At 67.6% G+C, this 23,814-nt stretch carries 20 protein-coding genes and 1 pseudogene; 20 read left to right on the top strand and 1 reads right to left on the bottom strand.

The window, feature by feature from the left end; genetic code table 11:
- Positions 1-125: 125 nt before the first annotated feature.
- The 19 genes from mraZ (at position 126) to DB708_RS07600 (ending at position 21,798) form a co-directional block, all read left to right on the top strand.
- Positions 126-557: a division/cell wall cluster transcriptional repressor MraZ gene (gene mraZ, locus DB708_RS07695; protein WP_108921371.1), complete on the top strand. Its 432-nt coding sequence runs from the start codon at positions 126-128 to the stop codon at positions 555-557.
- A complete protein-coding gene (gene rsmH, locus DB708_RS07690; RefSeq protein ID WP_108921370.1) occupies positions 532-1,758 on the top strand; it encodes a 16S rRNA (cytosine(1402)-N(4))-methyltransferase RsmH in 1,227 nt (408 codons plus the stop codon). The genes mraZ and rsmH overlap by 26 nt, the downstream gene beginning before the upstream one ends.
- Complete coding sequence (locus DB708_RS07685; protein ID WP_108921369.1) at positions 1,755-3,038, top strand: hypothetical protein; 1,284 nt, start codon at positions 1,755-1,757, stop codon at positions 3,036-3,038. Before rsmH ends, DB708_RS07685 begins: the two co-directional genes overlap by 4 nt.
- On the top strand, positions 3,035-5,089 hold the full coding sequence (locus tag DB708_RS07680; protein WP_409347569.1) for a peptidoglycan D,D-transpeptidase FtsI family protein: 2,055 nt from the start codon (positions 3,035-3,037) through the stop codon (positions 5,087-5,089). Before DB708_RS07685 ends, DB708_RS07680 begins: the two co-directional genes overlap by 4 nt.
- A gap of 148 nt (positions 5,090-5,237) precedes the next feature.
- Positions 5,238-6,782, top strand: a complete 1,545-nt coding sequence (locus tag DB708_RS07675) for a UDP-N-acetylmuramoyl-L-alanyl-D-glutamate--2,6-diaminopimelate ligase (RefSeq protein ID WP_108921367.1) — start codon at positions 5,238-5,240, stop codon at positions 6,780-6,782.
- On the top strand, positions 6,779-8,308 hold the full coding sequence (locus DB708_RS07670; protein ID WP_108921366.1) for a UDP-N-acetylmuramoyl-tripeptide--D-alanyl-D-alanine ligase: 1,530 nt from the start codon (positions 6,779-6,781) through the stop codon (positions 8,306-8,308). The genes DB708_RS07675 and DB708_RS07670 overlap by 4 nt, the downstream gene beginning before the upstream one ends.
- On the top strand, positions 8,305-9,384 hold the full coding sequence (gene mraY, locus DB708_RS07665) for a phospho-N-acetylmuramoyl-pentapeptide-transferase (RefSeq protein ID WP_108921365.1): 1,080 nt from the start codon (positions 8,305-8,307) through the stop codon (positions 9,382-9,384). Before DB708_RS07670 ends, mraY begins: the two co-directional genes overlap by 4 nt.
- A 1-nt stretch (position 9,385) precedes the next feature.
- On the top strand, positions 9,386-10,858 hold the full coding sequence (murD, locus tag DB708_RS07660; RefSeq protein WP_108921364.1) for a UDP-N-acetylmuramoyl-L-alanine--D-glutamate ligase: 1,473 nt from the start codon (positions 9,386-9,388) through the stop codon (positions 10,856-10,858).
- Positions 10,859-10,865: 7 nt separating this feature from the next.
- Complete coding sequence (gene ftsW / locus DB708_RS07655) at positions 10,866-12,572, top strand: putative lipid II flippase FtsW (protein WP_409347568.1); 1,707 nt, start codon at positions 10,866-10,868, stop codon at positions 12,570-12,572.
- A complete protein-coding gene (gene murG, locus DB708_RS07650; RefSeq protein WP_108921363.1) occupies positions 12,569-13,786 on the top strand; it encodes an undecaprenyldiphospho-muramoylpentapeptide beta-N-acetylglucosaminyltransferase in 1,218 nt (405 codons plus the stop codon). The genes ftsW and murG overlap by 4 nt, the downstream gene beginning before the upstream one ends.
- A gap of 38 nt (positions 13,787-13,824) precedes the next feature.
- Complete coding sequence (murC, locus tag DB708_RS07645) at positions 13,825-15,252, top strand: UDP-N-acetylmuramate--L-alanine ligase (protein ID WP_409347576.1); 1,428 nt, start codon at positions 13,825-13,827, stop codon at positions 15,250-15,252.
- The gene (locus DB708_RS07640; protein WP_108921361.1) at positions 15,249-16,232 is read left to right on the top strand and encodes a cell division protein FtsQ/DivIB; all 984 of its coding nucleotides are present in this window, start codon (positions 15,249-15,251) and stop codon (positions 16,230-16,232) included. Before murC ends, DB708_RS07640 begins: the two co-directional genes overlap by 4 nt.
- Before the next feature lie 220 nt (positions 16,233-16,452).
- The gene (gene ftsZ / locus DB708_RS07630; protein WP_108921360.1) at positions 16,453-17,607 is read left to right on the top strand and encodes a cell division protein FtsZ; all 1,155 of its coding nucleotides are present in this window, start codon (positions 16,453-16,455) and stop codon (positions 17,605-17,607) included.
- A gap of 80 nt (positions 17,608-17,687) precedes the next feature.
- Entirely contained in the window at positions 17,688-18,395 is a 708-nt protein-coding gene (gene pgeF / locus DB708_RS07625) for a peptidoglycan editing factor PgeF (protein ID WP_201263451.1), read from the top strand.
- A gap of 5 nt (positions 18,396-18,400) precedes the next feature.
- Positions 18,401-19,189, top strand: coding sequence for a YggS family pyridoxal phosphate-dependent enzyme (locus DB708_RS07620; RefSeq protein WP_235616672.1), 789 nt, complete (start codon positions 18,401-18,403; stop codon positions 19,187-19,189).
- A 68-nt stretch (positions 19,190-19,257) separates the two neighbouring features.
- Entirely contained in the window at positions 19,258-19,899 is a 642-nt protein-coding gene (locus tag DB708_RS07615; RefSeq protein ID WP_108921357.1) for a cell division protein SepF, read from the top strand.
- 155 nt (positions 19,900-20,054) lie between these two features.
- Complete coding sequence (locus DB708_RS07610; protein ID WP_108921356.1) at positions 20,055-20,345, top strand: YggT family protein; 291 nt, start codon at positions 20,055-20,057, stop codon at positions 20,343-20,345.
- Between the two features lie 248 nt (positions 20,346-20,593).
- The gene (wag31, locus tag DB708_RS07605) at positions 20,594-21,403 is read left to right on the top strand and encodes a DivIVA-like cell division protein Wag31 (protein ID WP_108921355.1); all 810 of its coding nucleotides are present in this window, start codon (positions 20,594-20,596) and stop codon (positions 21,401-21,403) included.
- 83 nt (positions 21,404-21,486) lie between these two features.
- Positions 21,487-21,798 carry a hypothetical protein gene (locus DB708_RS07600; RefSeq protein WP_108921354.1) on the top strand — a complete coding sequence of 104 codons (312 nt, stop codon included), beginning with the start codon at positions 21,487-21,489 and terminating at the stop codon, positions 21,796-21,798.
- Positions 21,799-21,808: 10 nt separating this feature from the next.
- Here DB708_RS07600 and DB708_RS07595 read toward each other — a convergent pair.
- A pseudogene (locus tag DB708_RS07595) lies at positions 21,809-22,489 on the bottom strand (phosphoribosyltransferase); the annotation flags it as partial.
- Between the two features lie 754 nt (positions 22,490-23,243).
- Here DB708_RS07595 and DB708_RS07590 point away from each other — a divergent pair.
- Positions 23,244-23,814, top strand: a 571-nt coding sequence (locus DB708_RS07590; protein ID WP_133250988.1) for a PE family protein, incomplete at its 3' end; no start/stop codon positions are given.

Genomic DNA, 23,814 nt, shown 5'->3' with positions numbered 1-23,814 from the left:
GGTGGCAAACGATCTGCGAAACACCCCGACGACACCTCTTTTATGGGGCAAAGTGGGGGACTGTGGGGTATGGTGGCTGAAGTGTTTGGGCGAGGCGCGAGCCGGTCTCCGCAGGAGGTGAGCAGGTGTTTCTCGGCACCTACACGCCCAAACTCGATGACAAAGGGCGACTGACGTTGCCCGCCAAGTTCCGCGACGCGCTGGCAGGGGGGTTGATGGTCACCAAGAGCCAAGATCACAGCCTCGCCGTCTACCCGCGGGCGGAATTCGAGCAGCTGGCCCGCCGGGCCAGCAAGACGTCTCGAAGCAACCCGGAAGCCAGGGCGTTCCTGCGTAATCTGGCCGCCGGAACCGATGAGCAGCATCCCGATGCCCAGGGCCGCATCACCTTGTCGGCCGATCACCGTCGCTACGCGGACCTATCCAAGGACTGCGTGGTGATCGGAGCGGTCGACTACCTCGAAATTTGGGATGCCCAAGCCTGGCAGGACTACCAGCAGACGCACGAAGAGAACTTCTCCGCGGCCAGCGATGAAGCACTCGGCGACATCATCTGAGGCGCATGCCCGTGCATCGTGGCCTCTGCCCGAACCGACCCTGGCGTACTTCCCCAACGCCAGGTTCGTAGCTTCGGACAGGGACCTCGGTGCAGGGGCGGCCTTCCTCAGGGCCGTCCCTCGTTCCGACGTGTCCCTCGAGACCCGGGGAGGTGTTGCGGTGGCTGACAAGCCAAATGATCTCGGGCCGAATGGCTTCGGGCATGTGCCTGTGCTGCTGGAGCGCTGCGTCGAACTGCTCACCCCGGCACTGACCCGCCAGTACGCCGACGGATCCGGCGCCGTACTCGTCGATGCCACCCTCGGCGCGGGCGGGCACGCGGAACGCTTCTTGACCGAATTGCCGGGCCTGCGGCTGATCGGGCTCGACCGCGATCCCAGCGCCCTGGACATCGCCGGCGCCCGGCTGGCGCCATTCGCCGACCGAATCACGCTGGTGCATACACGGTATGACGGCATCCAGGATGCCCTAGCTGAGTCCGGTTATGCCGCAAACGAATCAATCGATGGGGCGCTGTTCGATCTGGGTGTTTCTTCGATGCAACTAGACCGCGCCGAGCGGGGCTTCGCCTATGCCCAGGACGCGCCGCTGGACATGCGGATGGATCCGTCGTCGCCGCTCACCGCGGCCGACATCGTCAACACCTACGACGAGGCCGAGCTGGCGAACATCCTGCACCGTTACGGCGAGGAGCGGTTCGCCCGCCGCATCGCCACTCACATCGTCCGCCAGCGAGCCCGCACGCCGCTGCGTTCGACGGCCGAGTTGGTGGCTCTGCTCTACCAGGCGATTCCGGCTCCGGCCCGGCGTACCGGCGGGCATCCGGCCAAGCGCACCTTCCAGGCGCTGCGGATCGCGGTCAACGACGAGCTGGGCTCGCTGCGCAGCGCCATTCCGGCCGCGATGGACGCCCTGACCGTCGCCGGGCGCATCGCGGTGATGGCCTACCAATCGCTGGAAGACCGGATCGTCAAACGTGTGTTCGCCGACGCGGTCGCCTCCGGCACGCCGGTGGATCTCCCTTTCGAGCTGCCCGGCCGCGGCCCCCGATTCCGGTCGCTGACCCGCGGTGCCGAGCGTGCCGATGAAGACGAAATCGAACGTAACCCTCGCAGTGCCGCCGTGCGACTACGGGCCTTGCAACGGCTGGAACACGAGGGACAAGCACAGCGGCGCGTGACCAAGAGGGGCGACTCATGAGAGCGAAAGCCAAGCGCGAGACGCCAAAGCGCCGGGGCGGCAGTGACCGTCGCGGCGGGCGTGACGTTGCTGCCCGTAAGGCCAGGCGCAGCGCGGCGGACTCGACGGCGCGTCGCACCCGGCCGACGAAGGGCTCGACGACCGGCCGCGAGGCGCGGGCAGCGAAATCGGGACCGCAGACCAGTCCTAATGCGCGCCCGGTCGAGCGATCGGCACGCCCCAAGAACAGCGGCCAGGCCAAGGCGCGTGCCAAAGCGCGGAAGGCCAAGGCGCCCAAAGTTATTCGGCCTCGGCTGACTGAGCGGATAGCCATCCGGTTGTCCTCGATCGACCTGCGCCCGCAGACACTGCTGGCCAAGGTTCCGTTCGTCGTGCTGATCATCGGTGCGCTCGGACTTGGGCTGGCACTGACGCTGTGGTTGTCCACCGACTCCGCCGAGCGCTCCTACCAGTTGAGCCACGCTCGCGAGAAGACCCGAATGCTGCAGCAGCAGAAGGAGGCGCTGGAACGCGATGTGCGCGAGGCGGAGGCCGCGCCGGCGCTGGCCGAGGCGGCCCGCAAGCAGGGCATGATCCCGACGCGGGACACCGCGCACCTGATCCAGGATCCGTCCGGTAACTGGGTGGTCGTCGGTACGCCCAAGCCGGCCGATGGCGTTCCGCCGCCGCCGCTGAACACCAAGCTGCCCGATGAAGGCCCTGCGGCGCCCCCGAAGCCGGCGGCGTTGCCGCCGGAAGTCCCGGTTCGAGTGCAACCGGATCTGGGTGCTGTTCTGGTGCCGGGCCGGCCCGGTGGGCCCGAGGCGCTACTACGCGCTCCGGATGGCTCGACGACGGTAGGAGGCCAGCACCTGCCGCCGGCCGCGCCCCCGGTGCCCGGTGCACCCGGTGGGCCGTTCGCCGGGCAATTCCCGGGGGTGCCCGCGCCAGGGCTGCCCACTCAAGGGCTGCCCACTCAAGGGCTGCCGGCGCAGGGGTTGCCGGCGCAGGGGTTGCCGACTCCTGGCCTGCCGATGCCGGCACAGGCAGGCCAGGCGATCGCTCCGGTGCCCGCCGAAGTGCCGATCCCGGTCGGGGGGCTGCCGCTGGCGGTACCGGCGGCACCCGTACCCGCGGAAATACCAGTTCCCGTGCAACCGGGTATGGCGCCGCAGAGCTCCCAGGCCGGTGTCCCGGTCCTGCCCAGTCTCACCGGGCCGCAGGCCGCACCGGTGCTCGCGCCGAATAACGGCCTACAGTTCGCGCCACCGGCGGCCGCCATGCCAGGCGCGGCCCGGTGAGCCGCGGCGAGGACGGCCGGACCCGACGGTCGCGGTCGTCGCGCGGTCCGGGTAAACCGCGAGAAGCCAGGGAGATGCGGCAGCCGAACCGCAGTCGCAAACCGGAAAAGGCGCAAAGAGGCCGGGATGCGCAGGAGTCCAAGGGATTTGGTAAGGCCAAGAAATCCGCCGCCCCGGGCCGGGCGGAGGCGGCGCTGGGCCACTCGGCACGTGAGCGACGCACCCGGCCAGCCGTCGAGGCCGGAACGCGCGGCGCATCTTTCGTCTTTCGGCATCGAGCCGGCTACGCAGTCATCCTGGTGCTGATGCTGGTGGCCGGGGCGCAGTTGTTCGTCCTACAGGTAACCAGCGCGCCGAAACTGCGAGCCCAGGCCGCCAGCCAGCTCAAGGTCACCGACGTCTCAAAAGCCATCCGCGGCAGCATCGTTGACCGCAACAACCAACAGCTGGCCTTCACCATCGAGTCGCGTGCGTTGACGTTCCAGCCGAAGAAGATCCGCCAGCAATTGGAGGATGCCAAAAAGAAGAACCCGGCGGCGCCCGATCCGCAGCAGCGGCTGCGTGACATCGCCAAAGAGGTTTCCAGTCGGCTGAACAACAGGCCGGACTATGCGACCGTGCTGAAGAAGCTGCAAACAGAGGACAACTTCGCCTATTTGGCGCGTGCCGTCGACCCGGCCGTCGCCAGCGCGATCTCGGACAAGTATCCCGAGGTCGGTTCCGAGCGACAGGATCTGCGTCAGTATCCGGGCGGATCGCTGGCGGCCAACATCGTCGGCGGCATCGACTGGGACGGTCACGGCTTGCTCGGACTCGAGGACAGTATGGACTCGGTGCTGTCGGGAACCGACGGTTCGCTCACCTACGACCGCGGGTCCGACGGCGTGGTCATCCCCGGCAGTTACCGCAACCGGCACAAGGCGGTCAACGGTTCGACCGTCCAGCTCACCATCGACGACGACATCCAGTTCTACGTGCAGCAGCAGGTTCAGCAAGCCAGGAACCTATCTGGGGCGCACAATGTTTCGGCTGTCGTCCTGGATTCCAAGACCGGTGAAGTGTTGGCCATGGCCAACGACAACACCTTTGACCCGTCCCAGGACATCGGCCGGCAGGCCGACCGGCAACTGGGCAACCTGTCGGTGTCCTCGCCGTTCGAGCCGGGCTCGGTGAACAAGATCATCACCGCCTCCTCGGTCATCGAGTACGGCCTGACCAACCCCGACGAGGTGCTCCAGGTCCCGGGCTCCATCAACATGGGTGGTGTCACCATCCATGACGCGTGGGACCACGGCGTGATGCCCTACACCACCACCGGTGTGTTCGGGAAGTCGTCCAACGTCGGAACGCTGATGCTGGCCCAACGCGTTGGCCCGGAACGCTTTTACGATATGGTCCGCAAGTTCGGGCTCGGGCAGCGCACCAACGTGGGGCTGCCCGGTGAGAGCGCCGGGCTGGTGCCGCCCATCGACCAGTGGTCGGGCAGCACCTTCTCCAACCTGCCTATCGGCCAAGGTCTTTCGATGACTCTGCTGCAGATGACGGACATGTACCAGACGATCGCCAACGACGGGGTGCGGATGCCGCCGCGAATCATCAAAGCCACCGTCGCCCCCGACGGCAGCCGGACCGAAGAAGCGCGCCCCGAGGGCGTTCGGGTGGTGTCGTCACAGACCGCGCAGACGGTGCGCCAAATGCTGCGAGCCGTCGTGCAACGCGACCCGATGGGCTACCAACAGGGCACCGGTACCGCGGCGGCGGTGCCCGGTTACCAGATGGCCGGCAAGACGGGCACCGCCCAGCAGATCAACCCGGGCTGCGGCTGCTACTTCGACAACGTCTACTGGATCACCTTCGCCGGGATGGCCACCGTCGACAATCCCCGCTACGTGATCGGCATCATGATGGACAACCCCGAGCGCAACGCGGACGGTACGCCCGGCCACTCGGCAGCCCCGCTGTTCCACAACATCGCCGGCTGGCTGATGCAGCGGGAGAACGTCCCGCTCTCACCCGACCCGGGGCCGCCGCTGACCCTGCAGGCCACCTAGGAGCCCCACGCGGGTGCCGGGTCCCCGGCATTGCCCTGAACGCACACTGGACGGGAGCGCGGACGTGCCTCCGGCTGGGCCGCGCCTAGGTAGGGTGTCATGGCTGGTCATGGCGATCACGCGGCGTCGGCGGGAGGTGTGACCGGAAGTGCAGGTATCGGATGAGCTGCGCCCCAGCAAGGGCGCGGGCGTGCGGCTGCCTGCGCTGGCGGAGCAAGTGGGCGCGGTGCTGGCCGGCGGGGGCGCCGTCCCGGACGTGTCGATCACCGGGGTGACACTGCGTGCCCAGGACGTGTTGCCCGGCGACCTGTTCGCCGCACTGGCCGGCTCGGCCACCCACGGTGCCCGCTACGCCGGCGACGCGATCGAACGCGGTGCCGTCGCGGTGCTCACCGACGCGGCCGGGGCCGCCGAGATGGGCACGCTGGCCGGCGCCGTGCCTACCTTGGTGCAGCCGGCGCCCCGCAGCATCCTCGGCGCGCTGGCCGCCACCGTGTACGACAATCCGTCGGACCGGGTGACGGTGGTCGGGATCACCGGCACCTCCGGTAAAACCACCACGACCTATCTGGTCGAGTCTGGTCTGCGCGCCGGCGGCCATACCGCGGGGTTGATCGGCACCATCGGCATCCGCATCGACGGCGCCGACATCCCCAGCGCGCTGACCACTCCGGAGGCGCCCGCGCTGCAGGCGATGCTGGCGGCGATGGCCGAGCGCGGGGTGGACACCGTCGTCATGGAGGTCTCCAGCCACGCGTTGACGTTGGGCCGGGTCGACGGAACCCGTTTCGCGGTAGGCGGATTCACCAACCTATCCCGCGACCACCTCGACTTTCATCCCACCATGGCCGACTACTTCGAAGCCAAGGCGATGCTGTTCGATCCGAACTCGCCGCTGCACGCTCGCCGGGCCGTGGTCTGCGTCGACGACGATGCCGGTCGGGCGATGGCCGCGCGTGCCACCGACGCGATCACGGTCAGTGTCACCGGCCAACCGGCGCATTGGCGCGCAACGGACCTGGCGTCGACGAGCGCCGGGGGACAAGAGTTCACCGTCGTCGACCCCGCCGGTGGTAAACACCGTATTGGTATTCGGCTCACGGGCGGCTACAACATCGCCAATTGTCTTGTAGCACTGGCAATTCTGGACGCGGTCGGGGTCTCGCCGGAGCAGGCGGCGGCGGGGCTGCTGGACACCCGTGTTCCGGGACGATTGGAAGACATCGATCGCGACCAGGATTTCCTGGCCCTCGTCGATTACGCCCACAAGCCCGGCGCGCTACGGGCGGTATTGACCACCCTGCTGCAGCCGGGTCGGCGGCTCGCGGTGGTGTTCGGCGCCGGCGGCGATCGCGACCCGGGCAAGCGCGGGCCGATGGGCGGCGTCGCCGCCGAGCTGGCCGACCTCGTTGTCGTCACCGACGACAACCCGCGCAGTGAGGACCCCGCGGCGATTCGGCGCGAGATCGTCACCGGCGCAACGGAAGTCGGCTCACTAGCGCAGGTGGTCGAGATCGCCGACCGGTGTGACGCGATCCGGTACGCGGTCGGCTGGGCCGGCCCCGGCGACGTGGTGCTGATCGCCGGGAAAGGCCACGAAACCGGGCAGCGCACCGGCGACGTGGTCCGCCCGTTCGACGACCGGGTGGAGCTGGCGGCAGCGCTGGAAGACCTCCGCAAGGCACGCCGATGATCGACCTGACCGTCGCGCAGATCGCCGATATCGTCGGCGGCACCCTGGCCGACATCTCGCCGCGCGACGCCGCGGAACTCCACGTCACCGGGACCGTTGAGTTCGACTCGCGCGCCGCCGGTCCGGGCGGGCTATTTCTGGCGCTGCCGGGCGCGCGCTCGGACGGCCATGACTACGCGGCCTCGGCGGTAGCCGCCGGCGCGGTGGCGGTGCTGGCCGCGCGGCCGGTCGGGGTTCCCGCCATCGTGGTTGCCCCCCAGGGGGCTTCCGGGTCGCGGGCCGGGGTGCTCGAGCACGATCCCGACGGTTCGGGTGCCGCGGTGCTGGGCGCGCTGGCCAAGCTGGCGAAAGTGGTGGCCGAGGAGCTGGTGGCCGGTGGCCTGACGATCATCGGGATCACCGGCTCGTCGGGAAAGACGTCGACCAAAGACCTGGTGGCCGCGGTGCTCGAACCGCTGGGTGAGGTGGTGGCGCCGCCGGGATCGTTCAACAACGAGCTGGGGCATCCCTGGACGGTGCTGCGCGCGACGCGCAGCACCGACTACCTGGTTTTGGAGATGTCAGCGCGTCATCCCGGCAATATCGCCGCCCTGGCGCAGATCGCCCCGCCCGCGATCGGCGTCGTGCTCAACGTCGGCACCGCGCACCTAGGCGAGTTTGGTTCGCGCGAGGCCATCGCTCGAACGAAATCTGAACTGCCACAATCTGTTCCAGCTTCCGGAGTGGTCGTTCTCAATGTCGACGACCCGTCGGTGGCGGCCATGGCGCACGTCAGCTCTGGCTGGGTGGTGCGGGTCAGCGGAGCCAGCCACACCGATTCGGGACCCAGCGACGTCTGGGCCGAAGGCGTGTCGCTGGACGAATTGGCCAGGCCGCGATTTACCCTGCACGCGATGGACGCGCGAGGCGCCGTGGAAGCCGAGGTTGCGCTCGGTGTCTACGGCGAACACCAGGTCACCAATGCGTTATGCGCCGCTGCGGTCGCGCTGCAGTGTGGCGCCAGCGTCGAGCAGATCGCGGCGTCGCTGGCCGCGGCCGGCCCGGTGTCGCGGCACCGCATGCACGTGACGAACCGTTCCGACGGGGTGACCGTCATCGACGACGCCTACAACGCCAACCCCGACTCGATGCGGGCCGGAATGCAGGCACTGGCCTGGATCGCCGCCGGCGGGGAAGTTCCGGCGGGGAAAAAGAGGCGCAGCTGGGCGGTGTTGGGCGAGATGGCCGAGCTCGGCGAGGACGCGATAACCGAGCACGATGCCATCGGACGGCTGGCGGTGCGCTTAGATGTGTCTCGACTTGTTGTCGTGGGAACGGGGAGGTCGGTCACCGCGATGCATCACGCTGCGGTCATGGAGGGCTCGTGGGGCGCCGAGGCGGTGAACGTGGCCGACGGCGACGCCGCCCTGGCGTTGTTGCGGGCCGAACTGCAATCCGGTGACGTCGTCCTGGTGAAGGCGTCGAAGGCCGCTGGCCTGCGTGCGCTGGCAGAGGCGCTGGCCGCAGACGGCGAGGCTCGCCCGTGAGACAGATTCTCGTCGCCCTCGCGATCGCCTTGACCGTGTCAATTCTGTTGACCCCGGCGCTAATCCGGCTGTTCAGCAAGCAGGGTTTCGGTCACCAGATTCGTGAGGACGGCCCGCCGAGCCATCACACCAAGCGCGGCACGCCGTCGATGGGCGGCGTGGCGATCTTGGCGGGCATCTGGGCCGGCTACCTGGGCACCCACCTCGTCGGGCTGGCGTTCGACGGCGAGGGGGTCTCCGCGTCGGGACTGTTGGTGTTGGGCCTGGCCACGATGCTGGGCGGGGTCGGCTTCCTCGACGACTTGATCAAAATCCGCAGGTCACGCAACCTGGGGCTGAACAAGACCGCCAAGACGGTCGGGCAGATTCTGGCGGCGGTGCTGTTCGGTGTGCTGGTGCTGGGATTCCACAACGCCAACGGCCTGACGCCGGCCAGCTCGGATCTGTCCTATGTGCGCGAGATTGCCACCGTCGCACTGACTCCCGGACTTTTCGTGCTGTTCTGCGTGGTCGTTGTCAGCGCCTGGTCCAACGCGGTCAACTTCACCGACGGCCTGGACGGGCTGGCTGCCGGCTGCATGGCGATGGTCACCGGTGCCTACGTGTTGATCACCTTCTGGCAGTACCGCAACGCCTGTGCCACCGCGCCCGGGCTGGCCTGCTACAACGTGCGCGACCCGCTGGATCTGGCGATCGTCGCGGCCGCGACCGCCGGCGCGTGCATCGGGTTCCTGTGGTGGAATGCCGCGCCCGCCAAGATCTTCATGGGCGACACCGGTTCGCTGGCGCTGGGCGGCATCATCGCGGGTTTGTCCGTCACCAGCCGCACCGAGATCCTTGCGGTGGTGCTGGGTTCGCTGTTCGTCGCTGAGGTCATCTCGGTGGTGCTGCAGATCCTGACCTTCCGGACCACCGGGCGCCGGGTGTTCCGGATGGCGCCCTTCCACCACCATTTCGAGTTGAGCGGGTGGGCCGAAACGACGGTGATCATCCGCTTCTGGCTGCTCACCGCGATCGCCTGCGGCCTGGGCGTCGCGCTGTTCTACGGTGAGTGGCTCGCCACGATCGGCGCATGACATGCCTGGGCTCGAACCCTCCCCCGCAAGCGGGCGGTACCCCCAGCTGGCGGGTGCGCCCGTCCTGATCGCCGGTGCCCGGGTGACCGGCCGGGCAATTCTGGGTGCGCTGACCCGATTCGGCGCCGCGGCGACGCTGTGCGACGACGATCCGGTGATGCTGCGTCCTTACACCGAAAGCGGTGTTGCGACAGTCGATCCGGCGACGGCGGTTGCGCACATCGCCGACTATGCGCTGGTGGTCACCAGTCCCGGCTTCCAGCCGACGGCGCCGGTGCTGGCCGCCGCGGCGGCCGCGGGCGTGCCGATCTGGGGTGACGTGGAGCTGGCCTGGCGGCTGGACGCAGCGGGCTGTTACGGCACACCACGCCGCTGGCTGGTCGTGACCGGCACCAACGGCAAGACCACGACGACGTCGATGCTGCATGCCATGTTGATCGCCGGGGGACGGCGCAGCCTGCTCTGTGGCAACATCGGCGACCCCGTCCTCGACGTGCTGGACCAGCCGGCCGACCTGCTGGCCGTCGAGTTGTCGAGCTTTCAGCTGTTCTGGGCCCCCTCGCTGCAGCCGGAGGCGGGCGTGGTGCTCAACATCGCCGAAGACCATCTGGATTGGCATGCGTCGATGGGCGAGTACACCGCGGCGAAGGCCCGCGTTCTGGGCGGCCGGGTCGCGGTCGTCGGGCTGGACGACAGCCGGGCCGCCGCATTACTGAGCACCGCGGCGGCCCCGGTGCGAGCCGGGTTCCGGCTTGGCGAGCCGGCCCCCGGCGAGCTCGGCGTACGGGACGGACAGCTGATCGATCGCGCCTTTGCCGACGACCTGGCCCTGCTGCCGGCCGCGTCCATCCCGGTGCCGGGCCCCGTCGGCGTGCTCGACACCCTGGCCGCGGCGGCGCTGGCCCGCAGCGTCGACGTGCCTGCCGCCGCGATCGCCGAAGCCGTGTCGACGTTTCAGTTGGGCCGGCATCGTTGCGAAGTCGTTGCTGTGGCCGACGGGATCCGCTACGTCGACGACTCGAAGGCCACCAACCCGCACGCCGCCGAGGCGTCGATCATGGCTTACCCGCGGGTGGTGTGGGTGGCCGGCGGTTTGCTCAAGGGCGCATCGCTGGACGCAGAGGTCGCCAGAATCGCATCCCGGCTGGTCGGTGCGGTGCTCATCGGCCGCGATCGCCAAGAGGTTGCCGATGCGTTATCGCGACACGCGCCCGATGTCCCGGTCGTCCAGGTTGTGACAGGCGAGGATGCTGGTATGCATGCGACTGCTGATACTGATGTGACAAAAGTTGACAGTGTGGGGGATGGTCTCGGCGTTCGCGTGATGACGGCGGCGGTGGCCGCGGCTCGTGATTTGGCACAGTCGGGAGACACGGTGCTGCTGGCGCCGGCGGGGGCATCGTTTGACCAGTTCAGCGGCTACGCAGACCGTGGTGACGCATTCGCGGCCGCGGTACGTGCGGCGCTGCGGTAGGCGGGTTGTGGGTAACGCGCTGACCCGGCGCTTACGTCGGGGCAACAAGAAGAACGAGACCGCGCCGGCCGAGGCGGCGGAGGCCGTCGCCGACGACACGACCGAGGACGCCGAAGCCGTAACCGACGCGCTGGAAACCGCCGACGTAACAGATGCTGCCGGGTCGGACGAGGCACCCGACGAACGGACCCCGGCGGCCGCGAAAACTAAGGTCAAAGACCCGGAGCACAGTCCACGCGCCCGGTTCGGCGCCTGGCTGGGCCGTCCCATGACCTCGTTTCACCTGATCGTCGCCATCACCGCATTGCTGACCACACTGGGCCTGACCATGGTGCTGTCGGCGTCGGGTGTGCGGTCCTACGGCGACGACGGGTCGGCGTGGGTGATCTTCGGCAAACAGGTGTTGTGGACGGTCATCGGGGTCATCGGGGCCTACGTCGCGATGCGGATGCCGGTGCGGTTTCTGCGGCGGGTGGCCTTCCCGGGATACCTGGTCACCATCATTTTGCTGGTGCTGGTGCTCGTTCCCGGAATCGGGAACCTCGCCAACGGTTCGCGGAAGTGGTTCGTCGTCGCCGGCTTGTCGATGCAGCCCTCCGAGCTGGCCAAAATCGCCTTCGCGATCTGGGGTGCCCACCTGCTGGCCGCGCGCCGCCTGGAGCGAGCCTCGCTGCGCGAGATGCTGATCCCGCTGGTACCGGCCGCGGTCATCGCGCTGGGGCTGATCGTGGCCCAGCCCGACCTCGGGCAGACGGTGTCGCTGGGCATCATCCTGCTGGCCCTGCTGTGGTACGCGGGGTTGCCGCTGCGAGTCTTCGGCACGTCGCTGCTGGCGGTGATCATGGCCGGCGCGGTTCTGGCAATGTCGGCCGGATACCGGTCGGACCGGGTGCGCTCGTGGATCAACCCCGAGAACGACCCGCAGGACACCGGCTACCAGGCACGACAGGCGAAGTTCGCGCTGGCCCACGGCGGCATCTTCGGCGACGGTCTCGGCCAGGGCACCGCCAAATGGAACTACCTGCCCAACGCGCACAACGACTTCATCTTCGCGATCATCGGCGAGGAGCTCGGCTTCATCGGCGCGTTCGGGCTGCTGGCGCTGTTCGGGTTGTTCGCCTACACCGGGATGCGGATCGCGCGGCGGTCGGCCGACCCGTTTCTGCGGCTGCTGAGCGCCACCACGACGATGTGGATCCTCGGGCAGGCCTTCATCAACATCGGCTACGTGATCGGCGTGCTGCCGGTGACCGGCCTGCAGCTCCCATTGATATCTGCTGGTGGAACATCCACGGCTGCAACGCTTTTCATGATTGGAATCATGTGTAACGCGGCACGGCATGAGCCCGAGGCGGTGGCCGCGCTGCGTGCCGGGCGGGACGACAAGATGAACCGGTTGCTGCGGCTGCCGCCGCCGGAGCCGTATGTGCCCAGCCGTATCGAGTCGTTTCGCGATCGCAAGCGAGCGCAGCCGCAAAAGCCGCGACCGCCCGCCCCGGGGCGGGCCCGCAAGGCCCCTGCCCGGAAAGCAGAGCCGCCCGCCCGCAAGAGTGCCCGCAAGCCCGAGCCGCCATTGCGGCCGGTTTTCGGTCGGACGGCTGCCCGGACGGACCGTTCAGGGCATCATGGATCTGGCCAGCGCAACCCGAGGCAGGGAGCCGGCCAGCGTCAAGCACGGCGCGCACGCGCATTGGAAGGTCAGCGTTACGGGTGAACCACACGGTCAAGGAGCCGGCCGGCGGGCAGGGGGTAAGTCCCTCGCCCGCCGGTGCCGCTTCGTCGTCACTTAATTCCCTGTCGGTCGTGCTGGCCGGCGGCGGCACCGCCGGTCATGTGGAGCCCGCGATGGCCGTCGCCGATGCTCTGAGCGCACTGGATCCGCACGTCCGGATCACCGCGTTGGGCACCGCGCGTGGCCTCGAGACCAGGCTGGTCCCCGAACGCGGCTACCACCTCGAACTGATCACTCCGGTGCCGCTGCCACGTAAGCCCAGTGGTGACCTGGCCCGGCTGCCACCGCGGGTATGGCGTGCCGTCCGGGAGACCCGTTCGGTGCTCGACGTGGTCGACGCCGACGTGGTGGTGGGTTTCGGCGGCTACGTGGCCCTGCCGGCCTACCTGGCCGCCCGCGGTTTTCCCAGGTTCCGCCGTCGTATCCCGGTGGTGATCCACGAGGCCAACGCCCGCGCCGGGCTGGCGAACCGGGTGGGCGCCCGGACCGCGCAGCGGGTGCTGTCCGCGGTGCCGGATTCCGGGCTACGACACGCCGAGGTGGTCGGGGTCCCGGTCCGGTCCACCATCACCACGCTGGACCGCACGGCGCTGCGGGCCGAAGCGCGCCGGCACTTCGGCTTTGCCGCTGACGCGAGAGTGTTGCTGGTGTTCGGCGGTTCGCAGGGCGCGGTCTCACTCAACCGCGCGGTCTCGGCGGCCGCCGCTGACCTGGCCGCCGCGTGCGTGTCCGTGCTGCATGCGCACGGCCCGAAGAACACCCTCGAGCTGTGCGAACCCCAAGACGGCGATCCGCCTTACCGGCCGGTGCCCTATCTGGACCGGATGGATCTGGCCTATGCAGCTGCCGACCTGGCCATCTGCCGCTCCGGCGCCATGACGGTCGCGGAGGTGTCCGCCGTCGGCCTGCCGGCGATCTACGTCCCGCTGCCGATCGGCAACGGCGAGCAGCGCCTCAACGCGCTGCCGGTGGTCAACGCCGGCGGCGGCATGGTGATCCCCGACGCTGTCCTGACGCCGGAGCTGGTGGCCCGCGAGGTGACCGGGCTGCTCACCGACCCGCCGCGGCTGGCGGCGATGACCGCGGCCGCCGCGCGGGTGGGGCATCGGGATGCTGCGCGCCAGGTCGCCGAGGCGGCGCTGGACATCGCGCGGCAAGCACGTGATGGGGGGCCTGCAGCCAGGGGGAGACGGTGACCGCCAATCCGTTGCCGCCCGAGCTGCAGCGGGTGCACATGGTGGGCATCGGGGGAGCCGGAATGTCGGGCATCGCCCGCATCCTGCTGGACCGGGGCGGGCTGGTGTCGGGGTCGGACGCAAAGGAGTCCCGCGGTGTGCACGCGCTGCGAGCCCGTGGCGCGCTGATCCGCATCGGGCACGACCCGTCGTCGCTGGACCTGCTGCCCGGCGGTGCGACCGCGGTCATCACCACTCACGCTGCCATCCCGAAGACCAACCCCGAGCTGGTCGAGGCCCGGCGCCGCGGCATTCCGGTGGTGTTGCGGCCGGCGGTGCTGGCCAAGCTGATGGATGGGCTGACCACGCTGATGGTCACCGGCACCCACGGCAAGACCACGACGACGTCGATGCTGATCGTGGCCCTGCAGCAGTGCGGGCGCGACCCGTCGTTCGCGGTGGGAGGGGATCTCGGTGAGGCCGGCACCAACGCGCACCACGGCAGCGGCGACTGCTTCGTCGCCGAGGCCGACGAAAGCGACGGCTCGCTGCTGGAATACACGCCCAACGTCGCGGTGGTCACCAACATCGAGATCGATCACCTGGATTTCTACGGCAGCCCAGACGCCTACGTCGCCGTCTTCGACGCTTTTGTCGAGCGGCTGGCCCCGGGCGGCGCGCTGGTGGTGTGCACCGACGACCCCGGGGCCGCGGCGCTGGCCCAGCGCAGCAGCGAACTGGGAGTCCGGGTGCTGCGCTACGGGTCCGGGTCGCCAGGGGAGCCGGACCAGAAGTTAGCCGGCACCCTGCTGTCGTGGGAGCAGCAGGGCACCGGAGCTGTCGCACACATCCAATTGGGCGACCAAGCCGTGCGCACCATGCGGCTGTCGGTGCCGGGTCGGCATATGGCGCTCAACGCACTCGGCGCGTTGCTGGCCGCGATCGAGGTAGGCGCCCCGGCCGATCAGGTGCTCGACGGACTCGGCGGTTTCGAGGGCGTGCGACGCCGTTTCGAATTGGTCGCAGCGGTGGGATCGGTGCGGGTATTCGACGATTACGCCCACCACCCGACCGAGATCGCCGCGACGCTGGCGGCCGTCCGCACGGTCGTCGAGCAGGGCGGCGAGGGTCGCGCGCTGGTAGTCTTCCAACCCCACTTATATTCGCGGACAAAGGCTTTCGCTGCTGACTTCGGTCACGCACTCAACGCCGCCGACGAGGTGTTCGTCCTCGACGTCTACGGCGCCCGAGAACAGCCGCTGGCCGGTGTCAGCGGGGCCAGCGTCGCCGAGCACATCAGCGTGCCGGCGCGCTACCTGCCGGATTTCTCCGCGGTCGCCGAGCAGGTGGCCGCCGCCGCCGGTCCCGGTGATGTCATCGTGACGATGGGGGCCGGCGACGTGACGCTGCTGGGGCCCGAGATCGTGACGGCGCTGCGGGTGCGGGCTAGCCGCGGCGCGCCCGGTGCGCCCGGGGTGTTGCGATGACCGAGCCCAACGAGCCCACACCCACCGACCTGGTCGCCGACTCCGGCGAGGCCACCGAGCCGCCCGACGCCGCCGACGATTCGGTGGACAACGCGGTCACCGAACCGATCCCCGTCGAAGAGGTTCAACCGGAAAACGATCACACCGAGCCCGAGCAAGCCGAATTCGAGGGACCACGCCGTCGGGAGCGGCGCGAACGGGCCGAGCGTCGCGCCGCGCAGGCCCGCGCCACCGCGATCGAGGAAGCGCGCCGCGAAGCCAAGCGCCGGGCCAGCGGCCGCATCGTCAACCAACCCAAACCCGTTGGGCGCGGCGTCGTCCGGGGCTTGAAGCTGTTCCTCGCGACGGTGCTGGTGGTGATCGTCGGAGTCGGCCTGGCGCTGATCCTCTACTTCACGCCGGTGATGTCGGCGCGCAACATCGTCGTCACCGGCAACGGTGCGGTGAGCCGCGAGGAGGTCCTCGACGCGGCCGGGGTGCGGATCAGCACGCCGTTGCTGCAGGTCAATACCAATCAGGTCGCCGACCGGGTGGCGGCGATTCGCCGGGTGGCCAGCGCCCGGGTGCAGCGTCAATACCCTTCGGCGCTGCGGATCACGATCGTCGAGCGAGTTCCCGTGGTAGTGAAGGACTTTCCCGACGGGCCGCACTTATTCGACCGCGACGGTGTCGACTTCGCGACCGGCCCGCCACCGCCGGCGCTGCCGTATATCGACGTCACCAACCCCGGACCGACCGACCCGACGACCATGGCCGCGTTACAGGTGCTGCTGGCGCTGCGGCCGGAGGTTGCGGATCAGGTGGGCCGGATCGCGGCGCCGTCGCTGGCCTCGATCACCCTCACGCTCGGTGATGGGCGAGTGGTGATCTGGGGTACGACGGACCGGACGGATGAAAAGGCCGAGAAGCTGGCCGCGCTGCTGACGCAGCCGGGCAAGACCTACGACGTGTCCAGTCCTGATTTGCCAACCGTCAAGTAGCGGCCCGCACTCCGGGCACGCCAAACACCAAAAAATTGACCGAAATTTGCGTGCGGCGCCTCGGCGCGCCTGCAGGGTTAGCGCGCATCGTGCCCATACCGTTCTGGTTGCGCGGAACTACTTGACATAACTCTAACTCTATGGTTGAGGTTGAGAGTTTGCGAGGGGGACCGCCACCGTTCCGGTAGAACCGAATCCCACCAGGGAGGAAGACGAGATGATGACCCCCCCGCATAACTACCTGGCCGTCATCAAGGTTGTGGGTATCGGTGGCGGCGGCGTCAACGCCGTCAACCGGATGATCGAACAGGGCCTCAAGGGCGTCGAGTTCATCGCGATCAACACCGATGCGCAGGCACTGTTGATGAGCGATGCCGACGTCAAGCTCGACGTGGGCCGCGACTCCACCCGTGGATTGGGCGCCGGCGCCGATCCCGAGGTCGGGCGCAAGGCCGCCGAGGACGCCAAGGACGAGATTGAAGAGCTGCTGCGCGGTGCGGACATGGTGTTCGTCACCGCCGGCGAAGGTGGCGGAACCGGCACCGGCGGTGCACCCGTCGTCGCTAGCATCGCCCGCAAGTTGGGCGCGCTGACCGTCGGCGTGGTCACCCGGCCGTTCTCGTTCGAAGGCAAACGACGCAGCAACCAGGCCGAAAATGGCATCGGGTCGCTGCGCGAGAGCTGCGACACCCTGATCGTGATCCCGAACGACCGACTGCTGCAGATGGGCGATGCCGCGGTGTCGCTGATGGATGCGTTCCGCAGCGCCGACGAGGTGCTGCTCAACGGTGTCCAGGGCATCACCGACCTGATCACCACGCCCGGCCTGATCAATGTCGACTTCGCCGACGTCAAGGGCATCATGTCCGGCGCGGGCACCGCGCTGATGGGCATCGGCTCGGCCCGCGGTGAAGGCCGCTCGCTCAAGGCCGCCGAGATCGCCATCAACTCGCCGCTGCTAGAGGCGTCGATGGAGGGCGCCCAGGGCGTGCTGATGTCGATCGCCGGCGGTAGCGACCTGGGCCTGTTCGAAATCAACGAGGCAGCTTCGTTGGTCCAGGACGCGGCGCACCAAGACGCCAACATCATCTTCGGAACCGTCATCGACGACTCGCTGGGCGACGAGGTGCGTGTCACCGTCATCGCGGCCGGCTTCGACGCGGCCGGGCCCGGGCGTAAACCCGTGGTCGGTGCCGACAAGGCAGAGAAGGCCGGCGGTGCACACCGGATCGAGTCGGCGAAGGCGGGCAAGCTCACCTCGACGCTATTCGAGCCGGTCGACGCCGTCAGCGTCCCGGTGCACACCAACGGCTCGACCTTGAATATCGGTGGCGATGACGACGACGTCGATGTGCCGCCCTTCATGCGCCGCTGAGAACGGACATGCACCCGACCCCCGGCCCCGGCCACACGTCGGGGACGGTTGGCCGGCGCGGAATCTCGGATACTGGTCACGTGACCGTTCGCATCCGGCGAGTGACGACCACCCGCGCGGGCGGCGTCTCGAAGCCACCGTTCGACAGCTTCAACCTCGGCGACCATGTGGGTGACGACCCCGCCGCGGTGGTCGCCAACCGTGCCCGGCTGGCCCGCGCCATCGGCCTGGGTGCCGACCGGGTGGTGTGGATGAACCAGGTCCACGGCGATCGGGTCGAGGTCGTCGACCAGCCGCGGGATGGCGCGTTCGATGACACCGACGCGTTGGTGACACGTACACCCCGACTGGCGTTGGCCGTGGTGACGGCCGACTGTGTGCCGGTATTGCTGGCCGATGCGCGGGCCGGTGTGGCCGCGGCGGTGCACGCCGGACGCGTCGGCGCGCAGCGGGGAGTGGTAACTCGCACGGTGGAGGCGATGCTGAAGCTGGGCGCGCAAGCCGACGACATATCGGTGCTGCTGGGCCCAGCGGTCAGCGGACGCAACTACGAAGTGCCCGCGGCGATGGCCGACGAGGTCGAGGCGGTACTGCCGGGCAGTCGCGCCACCACCGCGAACGGAACGCCGGGTCTCGATCTTCGGGCCGGAATCGCTTGCCAGCTAAAGGGTTTGGGCGTCAACTCGATCGACATCGATCCGCGCTGCACGGTGGCCGACCGTGCTCTGTTCAGCCATCGCCGGGACGCGCCGACTGGGCGACTGGCGTCGCTGATATGGATGGAGTGACCGCTATGGCGGTTGGAATATCAGACGCGGGATCGAGTCAGGGCAACCGCGAAACTGAATTGACTCATGCGTTGGCGGCAGTGCGTTCGCGACTAGCGATGGCCGCGGAAGCAGCGGGTCGCAATGTCGGCGAAATTGAACTTCTCCCTATTACCAAATTCTTTCCGGCAACCGATGTTGCGATTTTGTCCCGATTGGGTTGTCGATCGGTCGGTGAATCGAGGGAACAAGAAGCAACGGCAAAAGTGGCGGAACTCACTCGGTTGGCGGCGGCTTCTGCGCGACCGGATTCTCGCGAGCTGCACTGGCACATGGTGGGACAGATTCAGCGTAAGAAGGCGCGGTCGCTGGCCCGCTGGGCGCACACCGCGCATTCAGTCGACAGCACCCAACTGGTGACGGCGCTGGACCGGGCGGTGATGGCGACGCTGGCCGAGGGTGGACGGGAGCACCCGCTGCGCGTCTACGTTCAGGTGAGCCTGGATGGCGATGTCTCGCGCGGCGGCATCGACATCGCCACGCCGGGAACCCTCGACGAGGTGTGCGCGCAGGTCGAGGAATCGCAAGGTCTGGAACTCGTCGGGTTGATGGGCCTTCCGCCGCTGGACGCCGACGCCGCCGCGGCCTTTGAGCGGTTGCAATCCGCACACCGCCGGGTGCTCGAAGTGCACCCGAATGCGGTCGGTTTGTCCGCCGGCATGTCCAACGATTTAGAAATCGCGGTAAAACACGGTTCGACGTGTGTGCGTGTCGGTACCGCGCTAATGGGTCCACGGCGGCTACCGTCACCGTGAATAGTCACTGTAGTCACACCTTCATCACAGACAACAGAAATCCCAGGGGCTAGAAGGGGTCGTACGCAATGAGCACACTGCACAAGGTCAAGGCCTATTTCGGTATGGCCCCAATGGACGACTACGAAGACGAGTATTACGACGACCGCGCACCTTCCCGCGGTTTCCCGCGTGCTCGTTTCGACGAGGGTTACGGCCGCGGCTATGACGGTCCCGACTACGACGATCCACGTGGCGAGCCGGGCGACTATGCGCCCGCCGGCTACCGGGGCGGTTACGCGGACGAGCCGCCGCCGTTCCGCGGCCGCGACTTCGACCGCCCGGACATGGGCCGCCCGCGCCTGGGGTCGTGGCTGCGCAACGGGTCCACCCGCGGCGCGCTGGCCATGGACCCGCGCCGGATGGCGATGATGTTCGAAGAGGGCCACCCGCTGTCGAAGATCACGACACTGCGGCCCAAGGACTACAGCGAGGCCCGCACGATCGGCGAGCGATTCCGCGACGGAACCCCGGTGATCATGGACCTGGTATCGATGGACAACGCCGACGCGAAACGGCTGGTCGACTTCGCGGCCGGTCTGGCCTTTGCGTTGCGGGGCTCGTTCGACAAGGTCGCGACCAAGGTGTTCCTGCTGTCGCCCGCCGACGTCGACGTCTCGCCGGAGGAGCGCCGCCGGATCGCCGAAACTGGCTTCTACGCTTACCAATAACCACATCTACACCGCTAGGCAGCGGCGTTAGGCATCAGCGGTCCAGCTGCCGATACGGCGTGTATGAGATGTCGGCCCAGAGGTGAGTCGGTACTCTTGCGATTGCCGCGCTACCGCGCGGGGATTGACATCTCATCGGTAAGGTCGGGCTCTCGTTGGTGCTGTTCTTTCAGATCCTTGGGTTTGCGCTGTTCATCTTTTGGCTGCTGCTCATCGCTCGGGTCGTCGTCGAGTTCATTCGCTCGTTCAGCCGTGACTGGCATCCCACCGGCATCACCGTGGTGGTCCTCGAGATCATCATGTCGATTACTGATCCGCCGGTGAAGCTGCTGCGTCGGCTGATCCCTCAACTCACCATCGGTGCGATCCGCTTCGATCTGTCCATCATGGTGCTACTGCTGGTCGCGTTTATCGGCATGCAGCTCGCCTTCGGCGCCGCGGCGTAAGCCGCATTGGATGCCGACGGCTCTGAGCGACGGTTTGGCCACGGTTCGGCCTCGGTTTGATGCGCGCGATTTGCAAATTCTAAGGATTGGGATTTTATGGCTCTTAGTGTTTGAAATTGGGTCTTAATTTATTGGGCAATCGGCAACCGCCGGGTCTGGTGTGACAGGATGGGCGGCAGTTGCACAACCGCTGCCACTCCGTTCTACACTTTCGGGAACGTTTGACAGGAACTTGAGGGGACGAAACAATGCCGCTTACACCAGCCGACGTCCACAATGTGGCGTTCAGTAAGCCGCCTATCGGCAAGCGCGGTTACAACGAGGACGAGGTTGACGCATTCCTCGACCTGGTGGAAAACGAGCTGACGCGGCTCATTGAAGAGAACTCCGATCTGCGCCAGCGGATCGAGGAACTCGACCGCGAACTGGCCATCGGTGGCGGTGCCGCCGCCGCTGCCCCCGCTGCTGCCGTCGCACCCGCGCCCACCCCGCCTGCCCCTGTCTTCGAGCCCGAGCCCGAACCCGTCAGGGCGGCTCCGGCGCCGGCCGCGACGGGGACCAACGAGGAGCAGGCCCTGAAGGCGGCCCGCGTCTTGAGCCTGGCCCAGGACACCGCCGATCGGCTGACCAGCACCGCAAAGGCCGAATCGGACAAGATGCTGTCCGACGCCCGCAACAACGCCGACCAGATCATGACCGAGGCCCGTCAGACCGCCGAGACCACGGTCACCGAGGCCCGTCAGCGCGCCGACTCGATGCTGGCCGACGCCCAAACCCGCTCCGAGACGCAGTTGCGTCAAGCCCAGGAGAAGGCCGACGCCCTGCAGGCCGACGCCGAGCGCAAGCACACCGAGATCATGGGGACCATCAACCAGCAGCGCACCGTGCTGGAAGGCCGTCTTGAGCAGCTCCGCACCTTCGAACGCGAATACCGCACCCGGCTCAAGACCTACCTCGAGTCCCAGCTTGAGGAACTCGGTCAGCGCGGATCGGCGGCTCCCGTCGATTCGAGCGCTGATACCGGTGGGTTCGACCAATTCAATCGGGGCAACAACTAGCCGGGAGCAGTGCCGGACGCCACGTTCGGCACACTTATGTGCACTGGACCTGGCAGTCCCGCCCTTCGGCTTGAGGATGACCGATGCTGATCATTGCGCTGGTACTAGCCCTGATTGGGCTTGTGGCCTTGGTGTTCGCCGTCGTGACCAGCAACGAGCTGGTGGCCTGGGTGTGTATCGGCGCGAGCGTCCTGGGTGTGGTGCTGCTGATCGTCGACGCGCTGCGTGAACGCCAGCAGCGTTTCGAAGGCGACGACGAACAGCCGGCTGCTGACGACGCGGTCGACTACCCCGAAGAAGTCGCGGATGAGAGCGCGCAGGACACCGCCGCTGCTGACGGCGCGACCGAGGAGTCGACGGTTTCGGCCGAAGCCGGCGACGACTCGACCAAGTAACCGATCTCGCTCAGCGCGTCGGCGTATTCAGCAGCTGGCGCACCTCGTCGTCGCTGACCTGGCGAAAGTCGGCATAGACCTGCCCCACAGCCTCGAACGCGGGCGGCATCGTCGTGCACACGACCTCGTTGGCCACCTGGGCGAGTTCGCGGCAGACTGATTCCGGGCCCACCGGGACTGCGACGACGATCGATTCCGGTCCACCGGCCCGGACCGCCCGAACTGCAGCCAGCATGCTCGCACCGGTCGCTATGCCGTCGTCGACCAGGATCACAATCTTGCCCCGTGGGTCGATGACCGGGCGCCCACCCCGATACGCGTGCTCGCGTCGCGCCAGCTCGGCCGTCTCGCTGTCGATCACCTCGCGGACCTGCTCGTCGGTGATGTGCAGGCTGGAAACCACGTTGTCGTTCATCACCACGCCGCCGCCGCTGGCCAGTGCGCCCATCGCGAGTTCCGAGGCGCGGGGCACCCCGAGCTTGCGGACCAGGAATACATCCAGCGCCGCGTGCAGCGCCGAGGCGATCTCCCAGGCGACCGGAAGGCCGCCACGCGCTAGCCCGAGCGTAAGCACGTTGTCCTTGCCGCGGTAGGCCGTTAGCTGCTCGGCCAGCGCACGACCGGCATCGCGGCGGTCGTGGAAGGTTCGCGTCACCGTTCGGCGCAGGAAGCCGTTCCGTGGGTTCATGGGTCCACCCCAGTCTAGGTGCCTGCGACCACCCTACGCCGCAACCAAGGATCTCCAGTCAAATTGCCCACGGCAAATTCAATAACCTTGTACAGCTTGCGAATTGGCGAGACTTGTTCCACTCAAAACTGATCGTGGATAGGGACGTCCCATTGGGGATGAACTCGACGCGAACGGTCGCGGCGGTGTCGATCGGGTGAATATCTGGCCTCAATTCTTTACGGAGTCGCTACGAAAGATGTTGCACGGCAACTAAACCCGCATCCAGCCTGCGTGGCGGTATCGGGTTTGCCCACACCGAATATCGTGTTGCCAGGCGCGGGCGACGCGGATAATGAACTGTGTCGGATCGAGCGACCCTCTCGGGCGATTGCACCAGTCGCTCAATTTGGGCGATCGGCGAAGCCTATGGCGCCTTCCCCGGTGGTCAATCCCTTTGTTATTGAAGACAATACGATTCGTCGATACCCGTATCGGGCGCTGGTGTTTTTCGATGATCGTGAGTCGGACCTCAATCTCGACCGATGCAATCTCCCGGAGGGAGTTCCCGTGATGGTTCTCCAGTCCTTGCTGCCAATGTATGTCGATTGGTGCATATGTTGCTACTGTTTCTTAGAAGCTGAAAATTCTTCTAGGTTTCTAAGGAATTATTTAGCTGGAGGTTGTTAGCTTGTCGCTACTTGGCGGTGGTGACGGTTTGCTGTCGAGGTTGTGTCCGGTGGTTGGGGTGGGTGTTTGGTGAGAAGGGTTGGGCTTCATGTCGTTTGTAGTCGCGGCGCCGGAGATAATGACGGACGCGGCAACATCTTTGGCGAGCCTGGGATCAGTGGTCCGTGCGGCCAACGCAGCGGCCGCAGCGCCCACGACGGGATTGTTACCCCCTGGTGGAGATGGAGTCTCGGCGGCCATTGCAACGCTGTTTTCCCAGCACGGTTCGACGTATCAGACAGTCGGCGCGCGGGCCACGGAGTTTCATGATCAAGTGGGGCAGGGTCTTACCGGGGCCGCGAGCAGGTATGCCGTCGCCGATGCCGCCGATGCCGCCGATGCCGCCGATGCCGCCGATGCCGCCGATGCCGCCGATGCGAGCGTGGTGGGGAATCTCGACCAGCAAGTGCTGCAAGTGATCAATGCGCCCACCGAGTTGTTATTGGGGCGTCCGTTGATCGGCGACGGCGCCGACGGTGTCACCAACGCGCAAGGGATAGGCACGGCCGGGGGACCCGGCGGGATCTTGTGGGGCAATGGCGGTAGGGGCGGCAACAGCACCGCCATCGGCATGCCCGGGGGTACCGGCGGCGCGGCCGGGCTGCTCGGCGGCGGTGGGG

Origin of the sequence: Mycobacterium montefiorense (genome assembly GCF_003112775.1) — a bacterium.
Taxonomy (GTDB): domain Bacteria; phylum Actinomycetota; class Actinomycetes; order Mycobacteriales; family Mycobacteriaceae; genus Mycobacterium; species Mycobacterium montefiorense.
This window is presented reverse-complemented; position numbering and strand designations above follow the sequence as displayed.

Bases quoted from the DNA above. Each gene is read 5' to 3' on its own strand.
- rsmH (WP_108921370.1), top strand. From the start codon at position 532: ATGAAGCACTCGGCGACATCATCTGAGGCGCATGCCCGTGCATCGTGG.
- DB708_RS07685 (WP_108921369.1), top strand. From the start codon at position 1,755: ATGAGAGCGAAAGCCAAGCGCGAGACGCCAAAGCGCCGGGGCGGCAGT.
- DB708_RS07670 (WP_108921366.1), top strand. From the start codon at position 6,779: ATGATCGACCTGACCGTCGCGCAGATCGCCGATATCGTCGGCGGCACC.
- murD (WP_108921364.1), top strand. From the start codon at position 9,386: ATGCCTGGGCTCGAACCCTCCCCCGCAAGCGGGCGGTACCCCCAGCTG.
- murC (WP_409347576.1), top strand. From the start codon at position 13,825: ATGGTGGGCATCGGGGGAGCCGGAATGTCGGGCATCGCCCGCATCCTG.
- DB708_RS07640 (WP_108921361.1), top strand. From the start codon at position 15,249: ATGACCGAGCCCAACGAGCCCACACCCACCGACCTGGTCGCCGACTCC.
- ftsZ (WP_108921360.1), top strand. From the start codon at position 16,453: ATGACCCCCCCGCATAACTACCTGGCCGTCATCAAGGTTGTGGGTATC.
- DB708_RS07620 (WP_235616672.1), top strand. From the start codon at position 18,401: ATGGCGGTTGGAATATCAGACGCGGGATCGAGTCAGGGCAACCGCGAA.
- DB708_RS07615 (WP_108921357.1), top strand. From the start codon at position 19,258: ATGAGCACACTGCACAAGGTCAAGGCCTATTTCGGTATGGCCCCAATG.
- wag31 (WP_108921355.1), top strand. From the start codon at position 20,594: ATGCCGCTTACACCAGCCGACGTCCACAATGTGGCGTTCAGTAAGCCG.
- DB708_RS07600 (WP_108921354.1), top strand. From the start codon at position 21,487: ATGCTGATCATTGCGCTGGTACTAGCCCTGATTGGGCTTGTGGCCTTG.